This is a genomic window from Pseudomonas fluorescens, from assembly GCF_002837185.1.
In the GTDB taxonomy this organism is placed as follows: Bacteria; Pseudomonadota; Gammaproteobacteria; order Pseudomonadales; family Pseudomonadaceae; genus Aquipseudomonas; species Aquipseudomonas fluorescens_AM.
The window spans coordinates 23,581-36,714 of sequence record NZ_KZ477995.1; the positions used below are offsets into that span (position 1 = coordinate 23,581).

Sequence of the window (13,134 nt, forward strand, 5' to 3'; positions counted from 1 at the left end):
ATTTTCGCCTGACGCTGCAACATCCTGCGCCGCGACCGGCATCAGCCGTCGCGGCGTTTTGCCATTAATTCCCCGTCGACAGTGACGGCACACACATCCTCTCTCTCAAGGAGCGCATACATGGCTGTTGGTCTTGGTCCTTTGCCCACATTGCACCCGGTCGCCGGTTTTGAACTCGGCATCGCTTCGGCCGGTATCAAGCGTCCAGGGCGCAAGGATGTGGTGGTGATGCGTTGTGCCGAAGGCTCGACCGTCGCCGGTGTGTTCACCCTCAACGCCTTTTGCGCGGCGCCGGTAATCCTGGCCAAGCAACGTGTGGCCGGGTCGATTCGTTACCTGCTGACCAACACGGGTAATGCCAATGCCGGTACCGGTGAGCCTGGCCTGGTCGCTGCTGCGCGCACCTGCGCCAAGCTGGCTCAGTTGACCGGTGTAGACGCCAGCCAGGTGCTGCCGTATTCCACCGGCGTGATCGGTGAGCCGCTGCCGGTGGAGAAAATCGAAGGCGCCCTGCAAGCCGCGCTGGATGACCTGTCTGTGGATAACTGGGCGGCGGCGGCCACCGGCATCATGACCACCGACACCTTGCCCAAAGGCGCGAGCCGTCAGTTCGTGCACGACGGCGTGACCGTGACCGTGACCGGTATCAGCAAGGGCGCGGGCATGATCCGTCCGAACATGGCCACCATGCTCGGTTATATCGCCACCGATGCCAAAGTTTCCCGTGAGGTGTTGCAGCGCCTGATGCTGGACGGCGCCAACAAGTCGTTCAACCGCATTACCATCGACGGTGACACCTCCACCAACGACTGCTGCATGCTGATCGCCACCGGCCAGGCCAACCTGCCCGAAATCACCTCCACCGAAGGCCCGCTGTTTGCGGCGTTGAAGCAGGCGGTATTCGAAGTGTGCATGGACGTGGCCCAGGCCATCGTGCGGGACGGCGAGGGCGCGACCAAGTTCGTCACCGTTGAAGTCAACGGCGGCGGCAACCATCAGGAATGCCTGGACGTGGGTTACACCGTGGCGCACTCGCCGCTGATCAAGACCGCCTTGTTCGCGTCCGACCCGAACTGGGGCCGCATCCTCGCGGCCGTTGGTCGTGCCGGTGTGCCTGACCTGGATGTGAGCAAGATCGACGTGTTCCTCGGCGACGTGTGCATTGCCAGCCGTGGCGCCCGCGCTGAAACCTATACCGAAGCCCAGGGCTCGGCAGTGATGCAGCAGGAAGAAATCACCATCCGCATCGAGCTGGGTCGCGGCGAGTGCAGCGAAACCATCTGGACCACGGACCTGTCCCACGAATACGTGAAGATCAACGCGGAATATCGCACCTGAAAGTAGGAGCGAGCTTGCTCGCGAAAAACTCAACGCCACCGCGTTATCCAGGCTGTACGCGTTATGGTTGGCGTTCTTCGCAAGCAAGCTCGCGCCTACAAGGGTTATAACGAGAGGGAGCAGTGGCGGTGAAACGAGTGCATGTAGCAGCAGCGGTGATCCGCGGTGTCGATGGCAGGATCCTGCTGGCACGCCGCGCCGATACTCAGCATCAAGGCGGCCTCTGGGAGTTTCCCGGCGGCAAGGTGGAGGCTGATGAGTCGGTCGCCACGGCCTTGTCCCGCGAATTGCAGGAAGAACTGGGCATCCAGGTCACCACGGCGCGGCCGTTGATCCAGGTGCAACACGACTACCCGGACAAGCAGGTGCTGCTGGATGTCTGGGAGGTCTCGGCCTTCACCGGCGAGCCCCACGGCGCTGAAGGGCAGCCGTTGGAATGGGTGACGCCACGGGACCTCGTCAACTATGCGTTCCCGGCGGCGAATGCGCCGATTGTCGCCGCTGCGCGCCTGCCCGCCGAATACCTGATCACCCCTGGCGAGCTGGAAACCCCGACCCTGTTACGTGGCATCCAGAAGGCTGTTGCAGGTGGCATCAAGCTGATTCAACTGCGCGCGCCCAACGGCTACGACCCCAAATACCGTGATCTGGCGGTGGATGCGGTGGGCCTGTGTGCCGGCAAGGCGCAATTGATGATCAAGGGGCCGTTCGAATGGCTGGGGGATTTTCCCGCAGCTGGCTGGCACATGACCTCGGCGCAATTACGCAAATATGCGAGCAAGGGCCGTCCGCTGCCTAAGGATCGTTGGCTGGCGGCTTCTTGCCACAATGCGCAGGAGCTGGCGCTGGCAGAATTGATGGACGTGGATTTCGTCACGCTGTCACCGGTTCAGCCGACTCAAACCCATCCCGAGGCCCAGCCGTTGGGTTGGGAGCAGGCGGCCGAGCTGATCCGTGGGTTCAGCAAGCCGGTGTTTCTATTGGGCGGCGTTGGGCCTGCGCAGCGGGAGCAGGCGTGGGAGGTTGGGGCGCAGGGTGTGGCGGGGATTCGGGCGTTTTGGCCGGGGGATTGATGTTGCTTTGACGGGCGCTATCGGGGGCAAGCCCCCTCCCACACTTGATTTGTGAACACTTTCAAAATGTGCGAGGGGGCTTGCCCCCGATGAGGCCCTGCCAGACACCGGAAAAATATCAGTGTGGCTTGGCCGCCGCCTGCCACAACACTTCAGCAACCCCCTGGCGCCTGGCAATCACCCTGGCCGCCACGAACAGCAAGTCCGACAACCGATTGATATACGCCAACCCCACCCCCTCCAACGGTTCCACCGCATTCAAATGCTGACAGCGACGTTCGGCACTGCGCGCCAGGCTGCGGCACACATGTGCCTGGGCGATCAGTGCTGAACCGCCGGGCAGGATGAAGTTCTCCAGCGGCCCCACCTCTTCGTTCCACCGATCAATGGCCGCTCCCAGCCGATCCACTTCCGCTGCAGTCAACGCTTTGTACGCCGGCATCGCCAGTTCGCCGCCGAGGTCGAACAATCGATGCTGACAGGGCGTGAGCACTTCAATGACATCATTCAATTCGGGGTGCTTGCCGCTCTGTTCTTCCAGGTTGGCCAAGAGCAACCCCAGCTGACTGTTCAGCGTATCCACCTCGCCAATGGCCTCCACCCTGGGGTGATCCTTGGGCACGCGGCGGCCGTCGCCGAGGCCGGTTTCGCCCTGGTCGCCGGTGCGGGTGTAAATCTTCGACAGGCGAAAGCCCATGGTCATTGCTCCAGTTGGGTGAGTTCAGCAGGGGATAATTGGCTGCCGGCCAGCGGCAGGCGCAAGGTGAAACACGTGCCTTGGCCAAGGGTTGAGTGCACTTCCATCTGGCCCTTGTGGTTATTGGTAATGATGAAATACGACACCGACAGCCCAAGCCCGGTGCCCTGGCCTATTTCCTTGGTGGTGAAGAACGGCTCGAAGGTGCGTTTGCGCACGTTTTCGCTCATGCCGATGCCATTGTCTTCCACCTGGATCTCGGCCCAGGGCGGGTTGAGGCGGGTGCGCAGGATGATGCGCCCCGGTTCGCTGTCGTCTTCACGCAAGTGAATCGCCTGGGCGGCGTTTTTCAGCAGGTTGAGCAGCACTTGCTCCAGTTCGTTGGCCGTGCCGGGCGCCGGGCCCAGTTGCGGGTCGAATTGGCGGATGATCGCCTGGCCCTTGAAGTCAAAACCGATGGCCAGGTCGAAATCGTTACCGGCGATCTCCACGGCCTGGTCGATCAGGGCCGGCAGGTCGCAGGGGGCCATTTGCCGATTGCTGCGCCGGCTGAAGCTGAGCATGTGCGTGACGATTTTCGCTGCACGCGCCCCCGCCTGTTGAATGCCGTCGAGTAATTGCGGGACTTCGCGCGCTTGCAGGTAACGGTTGACCGTTTCCAGTTCGATACCTGCCTGTTCGGCGTGTTCCAGGTTCCTGGGCAGGTCGGGTGACAGGCGGCGCCGGATGTTTTGCACGTTGTGCAGGATCGCGCCCAACGGGTTGTTGATTTCATGGGCCATGCCGGCAGCCAGGCCGCCCACCGACAGCATTTTTTCCGATTGCACCATCATTTCTTCCAGGGACAGGCGCTGGGTGATGTCGTCGATGCGGATCACCACGCCACGCCCGGCACCGCCCATCAACGGGTAGAACGTCAGGGCGTAATGCTTTGGCTCGTCGTCCTTGACCCAGGTGACCCGCTCGATCCGCTCCACCGTGTGCTGTTCCACCGTGGCCTTGATCTGCGGCAGGTACGGCTTGAGCGGTTGGAATGCGAGGAAAATCGGCTGATTGAGCGCTTCATCCAGGCGCGTGCCGGAAAGCGCAGTGGCTTCCTGATTCCACTGAGTGACGTAGAGCTGTTCGTCCAGGGCAATCAGCGCCGAAGGCATTGAGTCGATAATGCTGTTCAGGTAATTCTGAAAACCGGTGAGCTTTTTCTCGATTTTGCTGCGCACCTGGACTTCCAGTTCCAGCTTGCGGTTGGTATGGCGGGTCTCTTCAGCCAGGCCCTGGGCCTGGTCGTAGGCGGCCTGGGAATCATCCCGTGCACGTTTGAGCTGTTGTTCACGGGCCTCGATGCGCGACAGCATGGTATTGAACGCTTCCGCCAGGCTGCCGATTTCGTCATGGTTGCCGGGGCCTGCGCGCAGGGCGTAGTTCTCTTCGCGCGTCACCTGGCGTGACAGTTCTTCGAGCTCATGGATGGGGCGGGTGATCAGGCGTTTGATCTGCCGGGCAATCACCAGCCACAGCAAGACGCTGAAAATCAGGATGCCCAGGCTCGCGGTCAGGGTGCCGGTATAGAACGCCACCGGTAGCTCACTGCTGGCCACCAGCAGCAAATGCCCTGACGGCTGGCCGGCGCGGGGCAGGCTGATGACCTGATTGCTGCGAAACTCGGTGATGCGCCAGGCCTCGATATGTCGATAGTTGTCGGGCAGGTGCAGGCGGTCGCCGTGCTGCATCTGCGCCAGACGATTGCCCTCGCCGTCGTACAGAGCGGCGGCGCGCAACGGTGAATAGCTGGTCAGTTCATTGAGCAGCGCGTTGGCCTTGGCCGGGGATTGAAGGGCTTCGGCGGCGAGTGCCGGGTTGGACACCAGTCGACCGATGGCCTGCAAGGCCTGGGGCGCCATGCTTTCCTGGGAGATCCAGTAGGCGGCGCTGATAAAGGTCAGGTTGGCCACCAGTAATACGGTGGTCAGCAGTACCAGCAGGGCGGCCAGCAATTTCTGCCCTACCGGTAAGTTTTCAAGACGCTGGCGCAGTGGCATCAGGTTTTTCGCAGGCAATAGATATAAGGCAGGGTAGCGCGTGCCTCAGTCGCGGGGCAATCGGCGTGCAACCAAGTGCTCGATCAAACGCGCCTGCACCTGCTGCAGATGCGGCAGCACCCGTCGATGGCGGGCGGCCGCCTGGCAGGCGTAGCCCAGTAAGTAGCTGATTTCGGTACGCCGCGCGTTGGCCACGTCCTGGTACATGGACGAGTAGTTGGCCGCAGTGGCCTGGATCACCCGCTGCACTTCACTGTGCAAATCCTGCGCAGCCGCAGGCTGGCCGCACCACTCCAGCAGTTCGGTCAATTCGGCGCACAAGGTGGCGACTTCGCATTGATGAGCCTGCAGGCCTCCGTTGCGGCACTGGTAAAGCACGGTCAGCGGGTTGATCGCGCAATTGAGCGCCAGCTTGCGCCACAGTCGCGTAAGGATATCGGCGCTCCATTCATGGGGAATGGCAGCGGCCTGCAAGTCCGCCAGCCAGTGCGGCGCGGTGGGGTGCGCCGTGTCCCCCAGCCAGGTGTAGCCGTGGCCGGCAAATACCACGCGCCACTCGCCATCGCGGAACGCGCCTTCGGTGCTGGAGGCAAAGATGCAACGCGCCTGCGGCAACTGCGCGGCCACCGCATCCTGGCTGCCGAGGCCGTTTTGCAGCAGGATCAGTTCCGCGTCGGGCACCAGGCGATGTTGCACCTGTGCGACGGCGCTTTGGGCATCGTAGGCTTTGCACGCCACCAGCAGGCGATGGATTGGTTCGGGACTGTCGGGCGTTTCGCCGGTGACCCGGTAGGTGTGCGCAATGCCTTGTTCAACCAGGGTCAGGCCCGCCCCCGACGCATAGCTGGCCAGGCGCGCCTGATCGCGCAGGATAAGCCGCACCGGCACACCCGCCCGCGCCAACCGCGTGGCCCAGAGGGTGCCCAGGCTACCGGCGCCGAGAATATGCCAGGTGGTCGCCATCAGTGTGTGCTCCTTAGGGTCGCCAGCGGTGAACGCGGCGAAAGAACCGCTATAATGCCCCGGCATTTTAGCTCGGGCACGCTCCATCTCTACTGAGCCCGCCCCTTATATTGGAGAAATGACATGCCTTCGTTCGACGTGGTATCCGAACTGGACAAACACGAAGTCACCAACGCCGTCGAAAACGCCGTCAAGGAACTGGACCGTCGCTATGACTTGAAAGGCAAGGGCAGCTTCGAATTCAAGGAAAAGGAACTGACCGTCAACCTGACCGCTGAAGCCGATTTCCAGCTGGAAGCGATGATCGAAATCCTCAAGCTGGCCCTGGTCAAGCGCAAGATCGACGTGCAGTGCCTTGAAGTCAAGGACGCTTACGCTTCCGGCAAGCTGATGAAGCAGGAAGCCGTGCTCAAGGAAGGCATCGACAAGGAACTGGCGAAGAAGATCGTCGCGCACATCAAGGATGCCAAGCTGAAGGTCCAGGCTGCCATCCAGGGCGAGCAGGTACGTGTCACCGGCAAGAAGCGTGATGACCTGCAAGAGGCCATTGCGGCCCTGCGCGCCAAGACCTTCGACATGCCGCTGCAGTTCAATAACTTCCGCGACTGATGGCAGTTTGGGGAACCTGTGGGCGTTTTTGACGTCCCACGGCGCAGAATCGGCGCCTACAATTGAGCCCTACGGGGCTCAATTGCGTTTTCAGGCAGTCAATCAAGCCGCATATCCGCTAAGACAGGAGAAGCTACATGGATTTAAACGCAGAAGTGGATCACTTGATCAAGACCTCGCAGTCCTGGATCCCGATGATCATGGAATATGGCAGCCGGGTACTGCTGGCCGTTATCACCCTGGCCATCGGTTGGTGGTTGATCAACGTGTTTACCCACCGCGTAGGGCGCCTGCTGGCGCTGCGTAACGCCGACCTGGCGCTGCAGCACTTCATCACCAGCCTTGCGAACATCGCGCTGAAAGTCATGCTGATCGTCAGCGTGGCATCGATGATCGGCGTGGCAACCACCTCGTTCGTCGCCGCCATCGGTGCGGCCACCCTGGCTATCGGCCTGGCATTGCAAGGCAGCCTGGCCAACTTCGCCGGCGGCGTGCTGATTCTGCTGTTCCGCCCGTTTCGCATCGGTGACTGGATCGAAGCCCAGGGCACCTCGGGGACCGTGGACAGTATCCAGATTTTCCACACGGTGCTGCGTACCGGCGACAACAAGACCGTAATCGTGCCGAACGGCATCCTGTCCAACGGCATCATCACCAACACCAACCGCCAGCCGACTCGCAAGGTGGTGTTCGATGTAGGCGTGGACTACGAGGCTGACCTGCAGAAAGCCCGTGAAGTGTTGCTGGAACTGGCCAAAGACCCGCGCGTACTGGCCGACCCGGCCCCCGCTGCAGTGGTATCGACCCTGGGCGATAGCTCCATCACCGTTTCGCTGCGTTGCTGGACCAAAACTGCGGATTACTGGGATGTTGTGTTCATGCTCAATGAACTGGCGCGCGACCGTTTGAAAGCGGCGAACATTGATATTCCGTTCCCGCAGCGCGTTATTCGCGTGATGCAGGAAGCCCCGGCGAAGTGATAAGCAGTGCCGCATTTAAGTTGGCCGATGGGTCAGCTTAAACGCAACAGGGGAATAGCGTTATTGGATGGCTTGACTGAATAGTTACTTAGCTTGCTAGTTACTTGTCCGTTGAAATATAACTGCCATAAAAAAGCCGCTCCCTTGTAATAGGGGAGCGGCTTTTTATTCAAGGTCGAAACCTCAAGTCATCGTTGTAACGGCTTGCGCGATTACAGGATGTTCAGCGGGTAGTTCGCGATCAGACGCAGTTCGTCGATCGAAGGCGAACCGTAGTAAACGCCGTCACCGGAACGATAGGTTGCTTGACGCAGACGCAGGCTGAGGTTTTTAGCCGGGCCGCTCTGGATCACGTACTTGGCTTCGATGTCACGTTCCCACTCTTTACCGTTGCTGGTGGTGGCCGTGTTGGCGCCGCTACCGGTGACGTAACGGGTCATGAAGCTCAGGCCGGGAATGCCGAAGGTCGCCATGTTGATGTCGTAACGCGCCTGGTAGGACTTCTCGCCTTCGGCGTTGAAGTCGGAACGGGCGATGGAGTTGGCCAGGAACACGGTGCCGCCGCCATCTACGCCATAGCCGTAGTCGCCGTCGCCGGTAACCTTCTGCGCAGCCAGGGTAAAGGTGTGAGCGCCGATGGTGTACGCGCCCTGCAAGCTGAATGCGCGGTTGTCGAGCTTGGTCACGCCATCTTTCTCGGCGCGTTGCAGGCCGGCACCATCGCTCTTGGTGTCGTAGATGTTGAAGTCCAGCGCGAACGACTGGTCATCGCTCAGGGCGTGGGTCCAGTTCAGGTTGCTGTAGTACTTGCGGAAGTAATCTTCGGTTTTCGCGTAGTACAGGCTACCGGTGACTTCAGGCGTGAAGGCATAGACGCCGCCGACAAAGTCGGTCTTCGTCAGGCCCAGGCTGTCGTGGTAGGTCTGGCTCTGCGCGACGCTGGAAGTGAAGTGACCGCCTTCGAGCTTCAGGCCCTTGATTTCGTTGCTGGTGATCGAGATGCCCTGTGGCAGCTCGGGCAGCAGACGGCTGTCATCGGAGGCGAAGACCGGTGCCGTAGTGTACTGGTCACCGATTTTAAGCACGGTATTGGAGATACGGAACTTGACCGCGCCGCCGCCTTTGGAATATTCGTCTTGCGAGCGACCGTCGGAACCGGTGGGGAACAGGCCGGTGCCGGCGCGGCCCTTGCCGCTGTCGAGCTTGAGGCCCATCAGGCCGATCACGTCGACACCGACACCCACGGTGCCCTGGGTGAAGCCCGATTCGTACAAGGCGTTGAAGCCCAGGCCGGTTTCTTCGGCACGGCTCTTGGAGCCCGGGCCCGACGGGTTGTTACGGAAGTCGCGGCTGAAGTACAGAGCGCGAGTATTGATGCTGAAAGTGCTGTCTTCAACAAAGCCCTTGGAATCGTCCTGGGCGGACGCCATTGCGAACTGCGAGGTGCCTGCTGAAACAGCCAGGGCGATCATGCTCCACTTCATCACGCGCATCGTGATTTGCTCCTTTGGTTTTAGGAAGAGTACTGCCGTCCCACCTGTATTTTTATCTGGGCGGCTCTTTCTTTATTTGTGTCGGCGCAAAGTTATCTCACGCCGGCTCTATTGACGATACTGACTCAACTATCCTTTCAGCTTCTTTACGAGGCTGTCGTAAATTGCTAGCTCCGTGTCGCAAATCACAGCCCGGCTATCACCCGGCTGACAACTTCAATGTTCTCTTCAAACGGGTTAAAAGTTTGAAACTCATCCCTGGTACACATTGAAACGCTATTGTTTCCTATCGCGAAACCCTGGCATCCACCCAGTGTCGTTGCCGACGATAGTGAGGTGAATGCAACAAGCGTGCACAAAGCACTGACCGAATGTCATTTTTTCGTGAAAAACGTTACGGGAATGTAAAAACCGCATAAGCACGGGCTTTTTAAACCGTTTGGTTCTCGCTTGGCGCGCGGGTGTTACCCCCTTTTGGTGGGCTACCAAACCCGCGCCTGAGCAAAACGTTACCTATTGACCCTCCAAGTGGGTAGGTGCTGGACCTCTTTGAGGCACGGCTGGGTCATTTTGGTGCATCCCTTCGAAGCCCGAGTTAGGGTGGTTCAAGTGTCCCGCTGCCTCGAAAGGGTGCGTGCAGGCGATCCATTTGCCTCAAGGCTTCCTGCGCATTCACCGTGAAGCCGTGAGCATTCGGCGTTATGCTGGGCGCCTGAATTGACCTGCCGAACGGAGTGCCTACGTGTTCGCTTTAGATCAACGCCTGCAACAAGACACATTGGCCATCGGGGACTTTCCGCTTTGCCGCCTGCTGCTCTCCAATGATGCGAATTACCCCTGGTTCATCCTGGTACCGCGTGTCAACGGTATCAGCGAAGTGTTTCAGCTGGATGTCGCCGATCAACAGACGATGTGGCAGGAAACGACGAGCCTCGCACAGCTGCTGAACGAAGGCCTGGCCGCCGACAAGATGAACATCGGCGCGCTGGGCAACGTCGTCAGCCAGTTGCATGTGCATGTGATCGTGCGCAAGCGCGATGACGCAGCCTGGCCGGCGCCGGTGTGGGGCAAGCATCCGGCCCGTCCCTACAGCGCGGAGCAAGTGGTGGCGATCCGCAGTCGATTGCGTGAATTACTGCCCGCCGACTTCATTTTTACCCAGGACTGAACCATGGACCTGCAAGAACGCGTCACCGATCTGGAAAGCCGCCTGGCCTTCCAGGACGACACCATCGAAACCCTCAATGACATTCTGGTCGCCCAACAGCAAGCTGTGGAGCGCCTGCAATTGCAGATGATCGCGTTGCTCAAGCGCCAGGAAGAGATGGGCGGCCAGTTTGAAACCTCGGAAGAAGAAGCACCGCCGCCGCACTATTGAATGAGCGCGCAATAAAAAACCGCGATCCAGCCAACGCCGGATCGCGGTTTTTTTTGCAGCGCAGGCTGGAATCAGCGACGCGGCAGGGCAGCGATTACATCTTCAGCTTGCAGGCCTTTGTCGCGGTTCATTACCGAGAACTCCACGCGCTGGCCTTCGACCAGGACGCGGTGGCCTTCACCGCGGATAGCCCGGAAGTGGACGAAGATATCGTCGCCCGAGTCGCGCGAAATGAAGCCGAAGCCTTTGGAGGTATTGAACCACTTGACGGTCCCGGTATCCCGGTTGGTCATGTCGTAATTTTGCGACGCGGCCGCTGGGGACGAACGGTAGAAGCTGATGGCCAGGTGAAGAACGATGGCGACCACCGCAATCACCAGGCTGAGCAGGATGGCCGGGTGGCCGCCCACTTCAGGCATGGGTGCCAGCAGGGTGAGGGTTTGAACGACAACGGTCAGTACCAGCAGCGCGCTGACCAGGTTTTGCAGTTGATGACGCGTGCCTTTGTTCCAGTAAGGAATTACCGGTGCCAGTGTCAGGTTGAGAAGGCCGAACAAGGCCAGGTATAGAGCGTCGTGTTGTTGCAGGTAGGGCAGGCTTTCAGGCTGCAGGCTCGGGATAAAGGACAGCAGCAAAGCTGCAACGCCCGTTAGCAGGTGGACGATTTTCAACATTTTGATTAACTCACGTTAAGACGGATCACAAGGAAGAGCTGACTGGCACGGTTCGCTTCTGAACAATGGGAGGCGTTGAGCACGTGCGCGGGTATCAGCCTATGAGGCGTGCCGCAGAAATGAACGGCAGCCACACGGCGCCTATTTAACAGCAAAGGCTGTGCCTACTCAAATCAAGCATTTCGGGGTGTTGCAATCGCGGCGGCATTTTTGCGCCGAAGGCTTGTCCTAGACGGGTGCAGGTAATTTGAGCGGCCTTTCGAGCGTTTTCCTACAGGACAACAGGCTCGCCAGCCGCTGCCTCGCAAGCGATGCGGGGCGATTTGCCGCACATCGCCTGGACATGCCGGGCTGCACGAGGCCCGCACTCTTGCTAGAGTGGTCCTGCACCTGATCAATGAATGCTCATCAATTGAAGGGGAAAAACATGGCAATCGATATTGGTATCAGTGAAGAAGACCGTAAATCCATCGTCGACGGACTTTCGCGGTTGCTGTCCGATACCTATGTACTGTATCTGAAGACCCACAACTTCCACTGGAACGTCACGGGTCCCATGTTTCGTACGCTGCACCTGATGTTCGAGGAGCAGTACAACGAACTGGCGCTGGCGGTGGATTCCATTGCCGAGCGGATCCGTGCCCTGGGCTTCCCGGCGCCGGGTGCCTACTCGATCTATGCCCGCCTGTCCTCGATCAAGGAAGAAGAGGGTGTGCCGAGCGCCGAAGAGATGATCAAGCAACTGGTGGCCGGCCAAGAGGCCGTCACTCGCACCGCGCGTGGCATTTTCCCGTTGCTCGACAAAGTCAGCGATGAACCGACGGCGGACCTGTTGACCCAGCGTATGCAAGTGCACGAAAAAACTGCCTGGATGCTGCGCTCGCTGCTCGAAAACCAGTAATCGTCGAACCGGGTGGCGTCTGCAGGGCGCCACTCACTGGTTTCCCTGCACTTCCTGGCGTTGTCCTACGAATCCCAGCTCCCGCGTCTTCTGGCCGCTCTTGTGTTCCTGCGGTTTTATAGGCCTACCGTCCAATGGGACAAACCCATGGACTGCTGTTTGGCAAGGGAGTGTCAGGTGTATGTCATGTGGAGTGGGTAAGGGCGTGGAAACCGGTGGTTTTCACAAGATAAAGGTCGATCCCTTCGCTAAAGGGTTCGACATGGGGCTCGCCAAACCCTTATCGCGGTCGGTGCGCCTCAATGGGTTTTCCACGTGCCTGCGGCTTGAACAGATCTATTGGAATATCCTGACGGAAATAGCCAGGATCAATACCTGCTCGGTCAGCGCGTTGTTGTCCTACGTCGACCGCGAAGTGCATCTGCGTTATGGCGGTGTGAAGAACTTCAGCGGGCTGGTGCGGGTGGTGTGCGTCGTTCACCTGTTGAAAGATCGCCTTGGCGCCTCCGGGGCAGTGTGACTGGATGGCTCCAGGGCCCGGCCCGTCCTTCTGGCGGGCCGGGCCTCGGGCAGAAAGCCGGCTGCGCTGCCTCGATTTACCAGATATAATCCCGCGCTTTGCTGCGCATGCCGGGCTATATGCACAACGGCAGGGCGTGGCGCAGTCACGATCTGATCGCCGAGACATCTCCATGCCCATGTACGACTATCAATGTGCTTCCTGTGGTCATCAGTTGGAAGTCATTCAGAAGATCAGCGCCGCGCCGTTGGTCGATTGCCCAGCCTGTCAGGCACCTGAGTTGAAAAAAATGTTGTCCATGCCGGGCTTCCGCCTGAGCGGCAGCGGCTGGTACGAGACCGATTTCAAGACCGGCGCCAAGAAGAACCTGGCGGGCGGCGACAAAGCAGACTGAGTTGAACTCTACGCGCAGGCTCCTGCATTATCCGTCCCCTGCTTTAATGTACGGTGGCGCGGCAGGCCTGCCACC

The 13,134-nt window shown here is 59.8% G+C and carries 14 protein-coding genes; 9 read left to right on the forward strand and 5 right to left on the reverse strand.

Annotated features, from left to right (window positions below):
• Positions 1-120 precede the first annotated feature (120 nt).
• Both argJ and CIB54_RS12470 read left to right on the forward strand, forming a co-directional pair.
• Positions 121-1,338, forward strand: coding sequence for a bifunctional glutamate N-acetyltransferase/amino-acid acetyltransferase ArgJ (argJ, locus tag CIB54_RS12465; protein WP_101219933.1), 1,218 nt, complete (start codon positions 121-123; stop codon positions 1,336-1,338).
• 128 nt (positions 1,339-1,466) lie between these two features.
• Positions 1,467-2,411 (forward strand): Nudix family hydrolase, encoded by a 945-nt coding sequence (locus CIB54_RS12470; protein ID WP_101219991.1) that lies wholly within the window; start codon positions 1,467-1,469, stop codon positions 2,409-2,411.
• A gap of 118 nt (positions 2,412-2,529) precedes the next feature.
• Here the strand turns inward: CIB54_RS12470 and CIB54_RS12475 are convergent, their stop codons facing one another.
• From CIB54_RS12475 to CIB54_RS12485, 3 genes are read right to left on the reverse strand one after another with little or no spacing between them, the layout of a single operon-like run.
• On the reverse strand, positions 2,530-3,108 hold the full coding sequence (locus tag CIB54_RS12475) for a cob(I)yrinic acid a,c-diamide adenosyltransferase (protein ID WP_101219934.1): 579 nt from the start codon (positions 3,106-3,108) through the stop codon (positions 2,530-2,532).
• Between the two features lie 2 nt (positions 3,109-3,110).
• Positions 3,111-5,147: a sensor histidine kinase gene (locus CIB54_RS12480; protein ID WP_101219992.1), complete on the reverse strand. Its 2,037-nt coding sequence runs from the start codon at positions 5,145-5,147 to the stop codon at positions 3,111-3,113.
• A 45-nt stretch (positions 5,148-5,192) separates the two neighbouring features.
• Positions 5,193-6,110, reverse strand: a complete 918-nt coding sequence (locus CIB54_RS12485; protein WP_101219935.1) for a putative 2-dehydropantoate 2-reductase — start codon at positions 6,108-6,110, stop codon at positions 5,193-5,195.
• A 123-nt stretch (positions 6,111-6,233) separates the two neighbouring features.
• On the opposite strand from CIB54_RS12485, the gene CIB54_RS12490 reads away from it, so the two are divergent.
• Positions 6,234-6,719 carry a YajQ family cyclic di-GMP-binding protein gene (locus CIB54_RS12490; RefSeq protein WP_003193880.1) on the forward strand — a complete coding sequence of 162 codons (486 nt, stop codon included), beginning with the start codon at positions 6,234-6,236 and terminating at the stop codon, positions 6,717-6,719.
• A 137-nt stretch (positions 6,720-6,856) separates the two neighbouring features.
• Positions 6,857-7,699, forward strand: coding sequence for a mechanosensitive ion channel family protein (locus CIB54_RS12495; protein ID WP_065949324.1), 843 nt, complete (start codon positions 6,857-6,859; stop codon positions 7,697-7,699).
• A gap of 212 nt (positions 7,700-7,911) precedes the next feature.
• Here CIB54_RS12495 and CIB54_RS12500 read toward each other — a convergent pair whose 3' ends face one another.
• A complete protein-coding gene (locus CIB54_RS12500) occupies positions 7,912-9,192 on the reverse strand; it encodes an OprD family porin (protein WP_065949325.1) in 1,281 nt (426 codons plus the stop codon).
• Between the two features lie 742 nt (positions 9,193-9,934).
• On the opposite strand from CIB54_RS12500, the gene CIB54_RS12505 reads away from it, so the two are divergent.
• Positions 9,935-10,360 carry an HIT domain-containing protein gene (locus CIB54_RS12505; protein WP_065949326.1) on the forward strand — a complete coding sequence of 142 codons (426 nt, stop codon included), beginning with the start codon at positions 9,935-9,937 and terminating at the stop codon, positions 10,358-10,360.
• 3 nt (positions 10,361-10,363) lie between these two features.
• Positions 10,364-10,570 (forward strand): SlyX family protein, encoded by a 207-nt coding sequence (locus CIB54_RS12510; RefSeq protein ID WP_065949327.1) that lies wholly within the window; start codon positions 10,364-10,366, stop codon positions 10,568-10,570.
• A gap of 71 nt (positions 10,571-10,641) precedes the next feature.
• On the opposite strand, the gene CIB54_RS27820 is transcribed toward CIB54_RS12510, so the two are convergent.
• The gene (locus CIB54_RS27820) at positions 10,642-11,244 is read right to left on the reverse strand and encodes a cold-shock protein (protein ID WP_005790922.1); all 603 of its coding nucleotides are present in this window, start codon (positions 11,242-11,244) and stop codon (positions 10,642-10,644) included.
• A 427-nt stretch (positions 11,245-11,671) separates the two neighbouring features.
• Between CIB54_RS27820 and CIB54_RS12520 the strand changes: the two genes are divergently transcribed.
• The 3 genes from CIB54_RS12520 to CIB54_RS12530 all read left to right on the forward strand — a co-directional run bounded on the left by CIB54_RS12520 (position 11,672) and on the right by CIB54_RS12530 (position 13,059).
• Positions 11,672-12,145, forward strand: a complete 474-nt coding sequence (locus CIB54_RS12520) for a Dps family protein (RefSeq protein WP_003193874.1) — start codon at positions 11,672-11,674, stop codon at positions 12,143-12,145.
• Positions 12,146-12,326: 181 nt separating this feature from the next.
• Positions 12,327-12,665, forward strand: a complete 339-nt coding sequence (locus CIB54_RS12525; protein WP_065949328.1) for a ribbon-helix-helix domain-containing protein — start codon at positions 12,327-12,329, stop codon at positions 12,663-12,665.
• A 172-nt stretch (positions 12,666-12,837) separates the two neighbouring features.
• Positions 12,838-13,059 (forward strand): FmdB family zinc ribbon protein, encoded by a 222-nt coding sequence (locus CIB54_RS12530; protein WP_065949329.1) that lies wholly within the window; start codon positions 12,838-12,840, stop codon positions 13,057-13,059.
• The last annotated feature ends 75 nt before the right edge of the window (positions 13,060-13,134 follow it).

What these genes read in the sequence shown, in the direction of transcription:
- argJ (WP_101219933.1), top strand. Translation starts at nt 121, where the DNA reads ATGGCTGTTGGTCTTGGTCCTTTGCCCACATTGCACCCGGTCGCCGGT.
- CIB54_RS12475 (WP_101219934.1), bottom strand. Translation starts at nt 3,108, where the DNA reads ATGGGCTTTCGCCTGTCGAAGATTTACACCCGCACCGGCGACCAGGGC.
- CIB54_RS12480 (WP_101219992.1), bottom strand. Translation starts at nt 5,147, where the DNA reads ATGCCACTGCGCCAGCGTCTTGAAAACTTACCGGTAGGGCAGAAATTG.
- CIB54_RS12485 (WP_101219935.1), bottom strand. Translation starts at nt 6,110, where the DNA reads ATGGCGACCACCTGGCATATTCTCGGCGCCGGTAGCCTGGGCACCCTC.
- CIB54_RS12490 (WP_003193880.1), top strand. Translation starts at nt 6,234, where the DNA reads ATGCCTTCGTTCGACGTGGTATCCGAACTGGACAAACACGAAGTCACC.
- CIB54_RS12495 (WP_065949324.1), top strand. Translation starts at nt 6,857, where the DNA reads ATGGATTTAAACGCAGAAGTGGATCACTTGATCAAGACCTCGCAGTCC.
- CIB54_RS12500 (WP_065949325.1), bottom strand. Translation starts at nt 9,192, where the DNA reads ATGCGCGTGATGAAGTGGAGCATGATCGCCCTGGCTGTTTCAGCAGGC.
- CIB54_RS12510 (WP_065949327.1), top strand. Translation starts at nt 10,364, where the DNA reads ATGGACCTGCAAGAACGCGTCACCGATCTGGAAAGCCGCCTGGCCTTC.
- CIB54_RS27820 (WP_005790922.1), bottom strand. Translation starts at nt 11,244, where the DNA reads ATGTTGAAAATCGTCCACCTGCTAACGGGCGTTGCAGCTTTGCTGCTG.
- CIB54_RS12520 (WP_003193874.1), top strand. Translation starts at nt 11,672, where the DNA reads ATGGCAATCGATATTGGTATCAGTGAAGAAGACCGTAAATCCATCGTC.
- CIB54_RS12525 (WP_065949328.1), top strand. Translation starts at nt 12,327, where the DNA reads ATGTCATGTGGAGTGGGTAAGGGCGTGGAAACCGGTGGTTTTCACAAG.
- CIB54_RS12530 (WP_065949329.1), top strand. Translation starts at nt 12,838, where the DNA reads ATGCCCATGTACGACTATCAATGTGCTTCCTGTGGTCATCAGTTGGAA.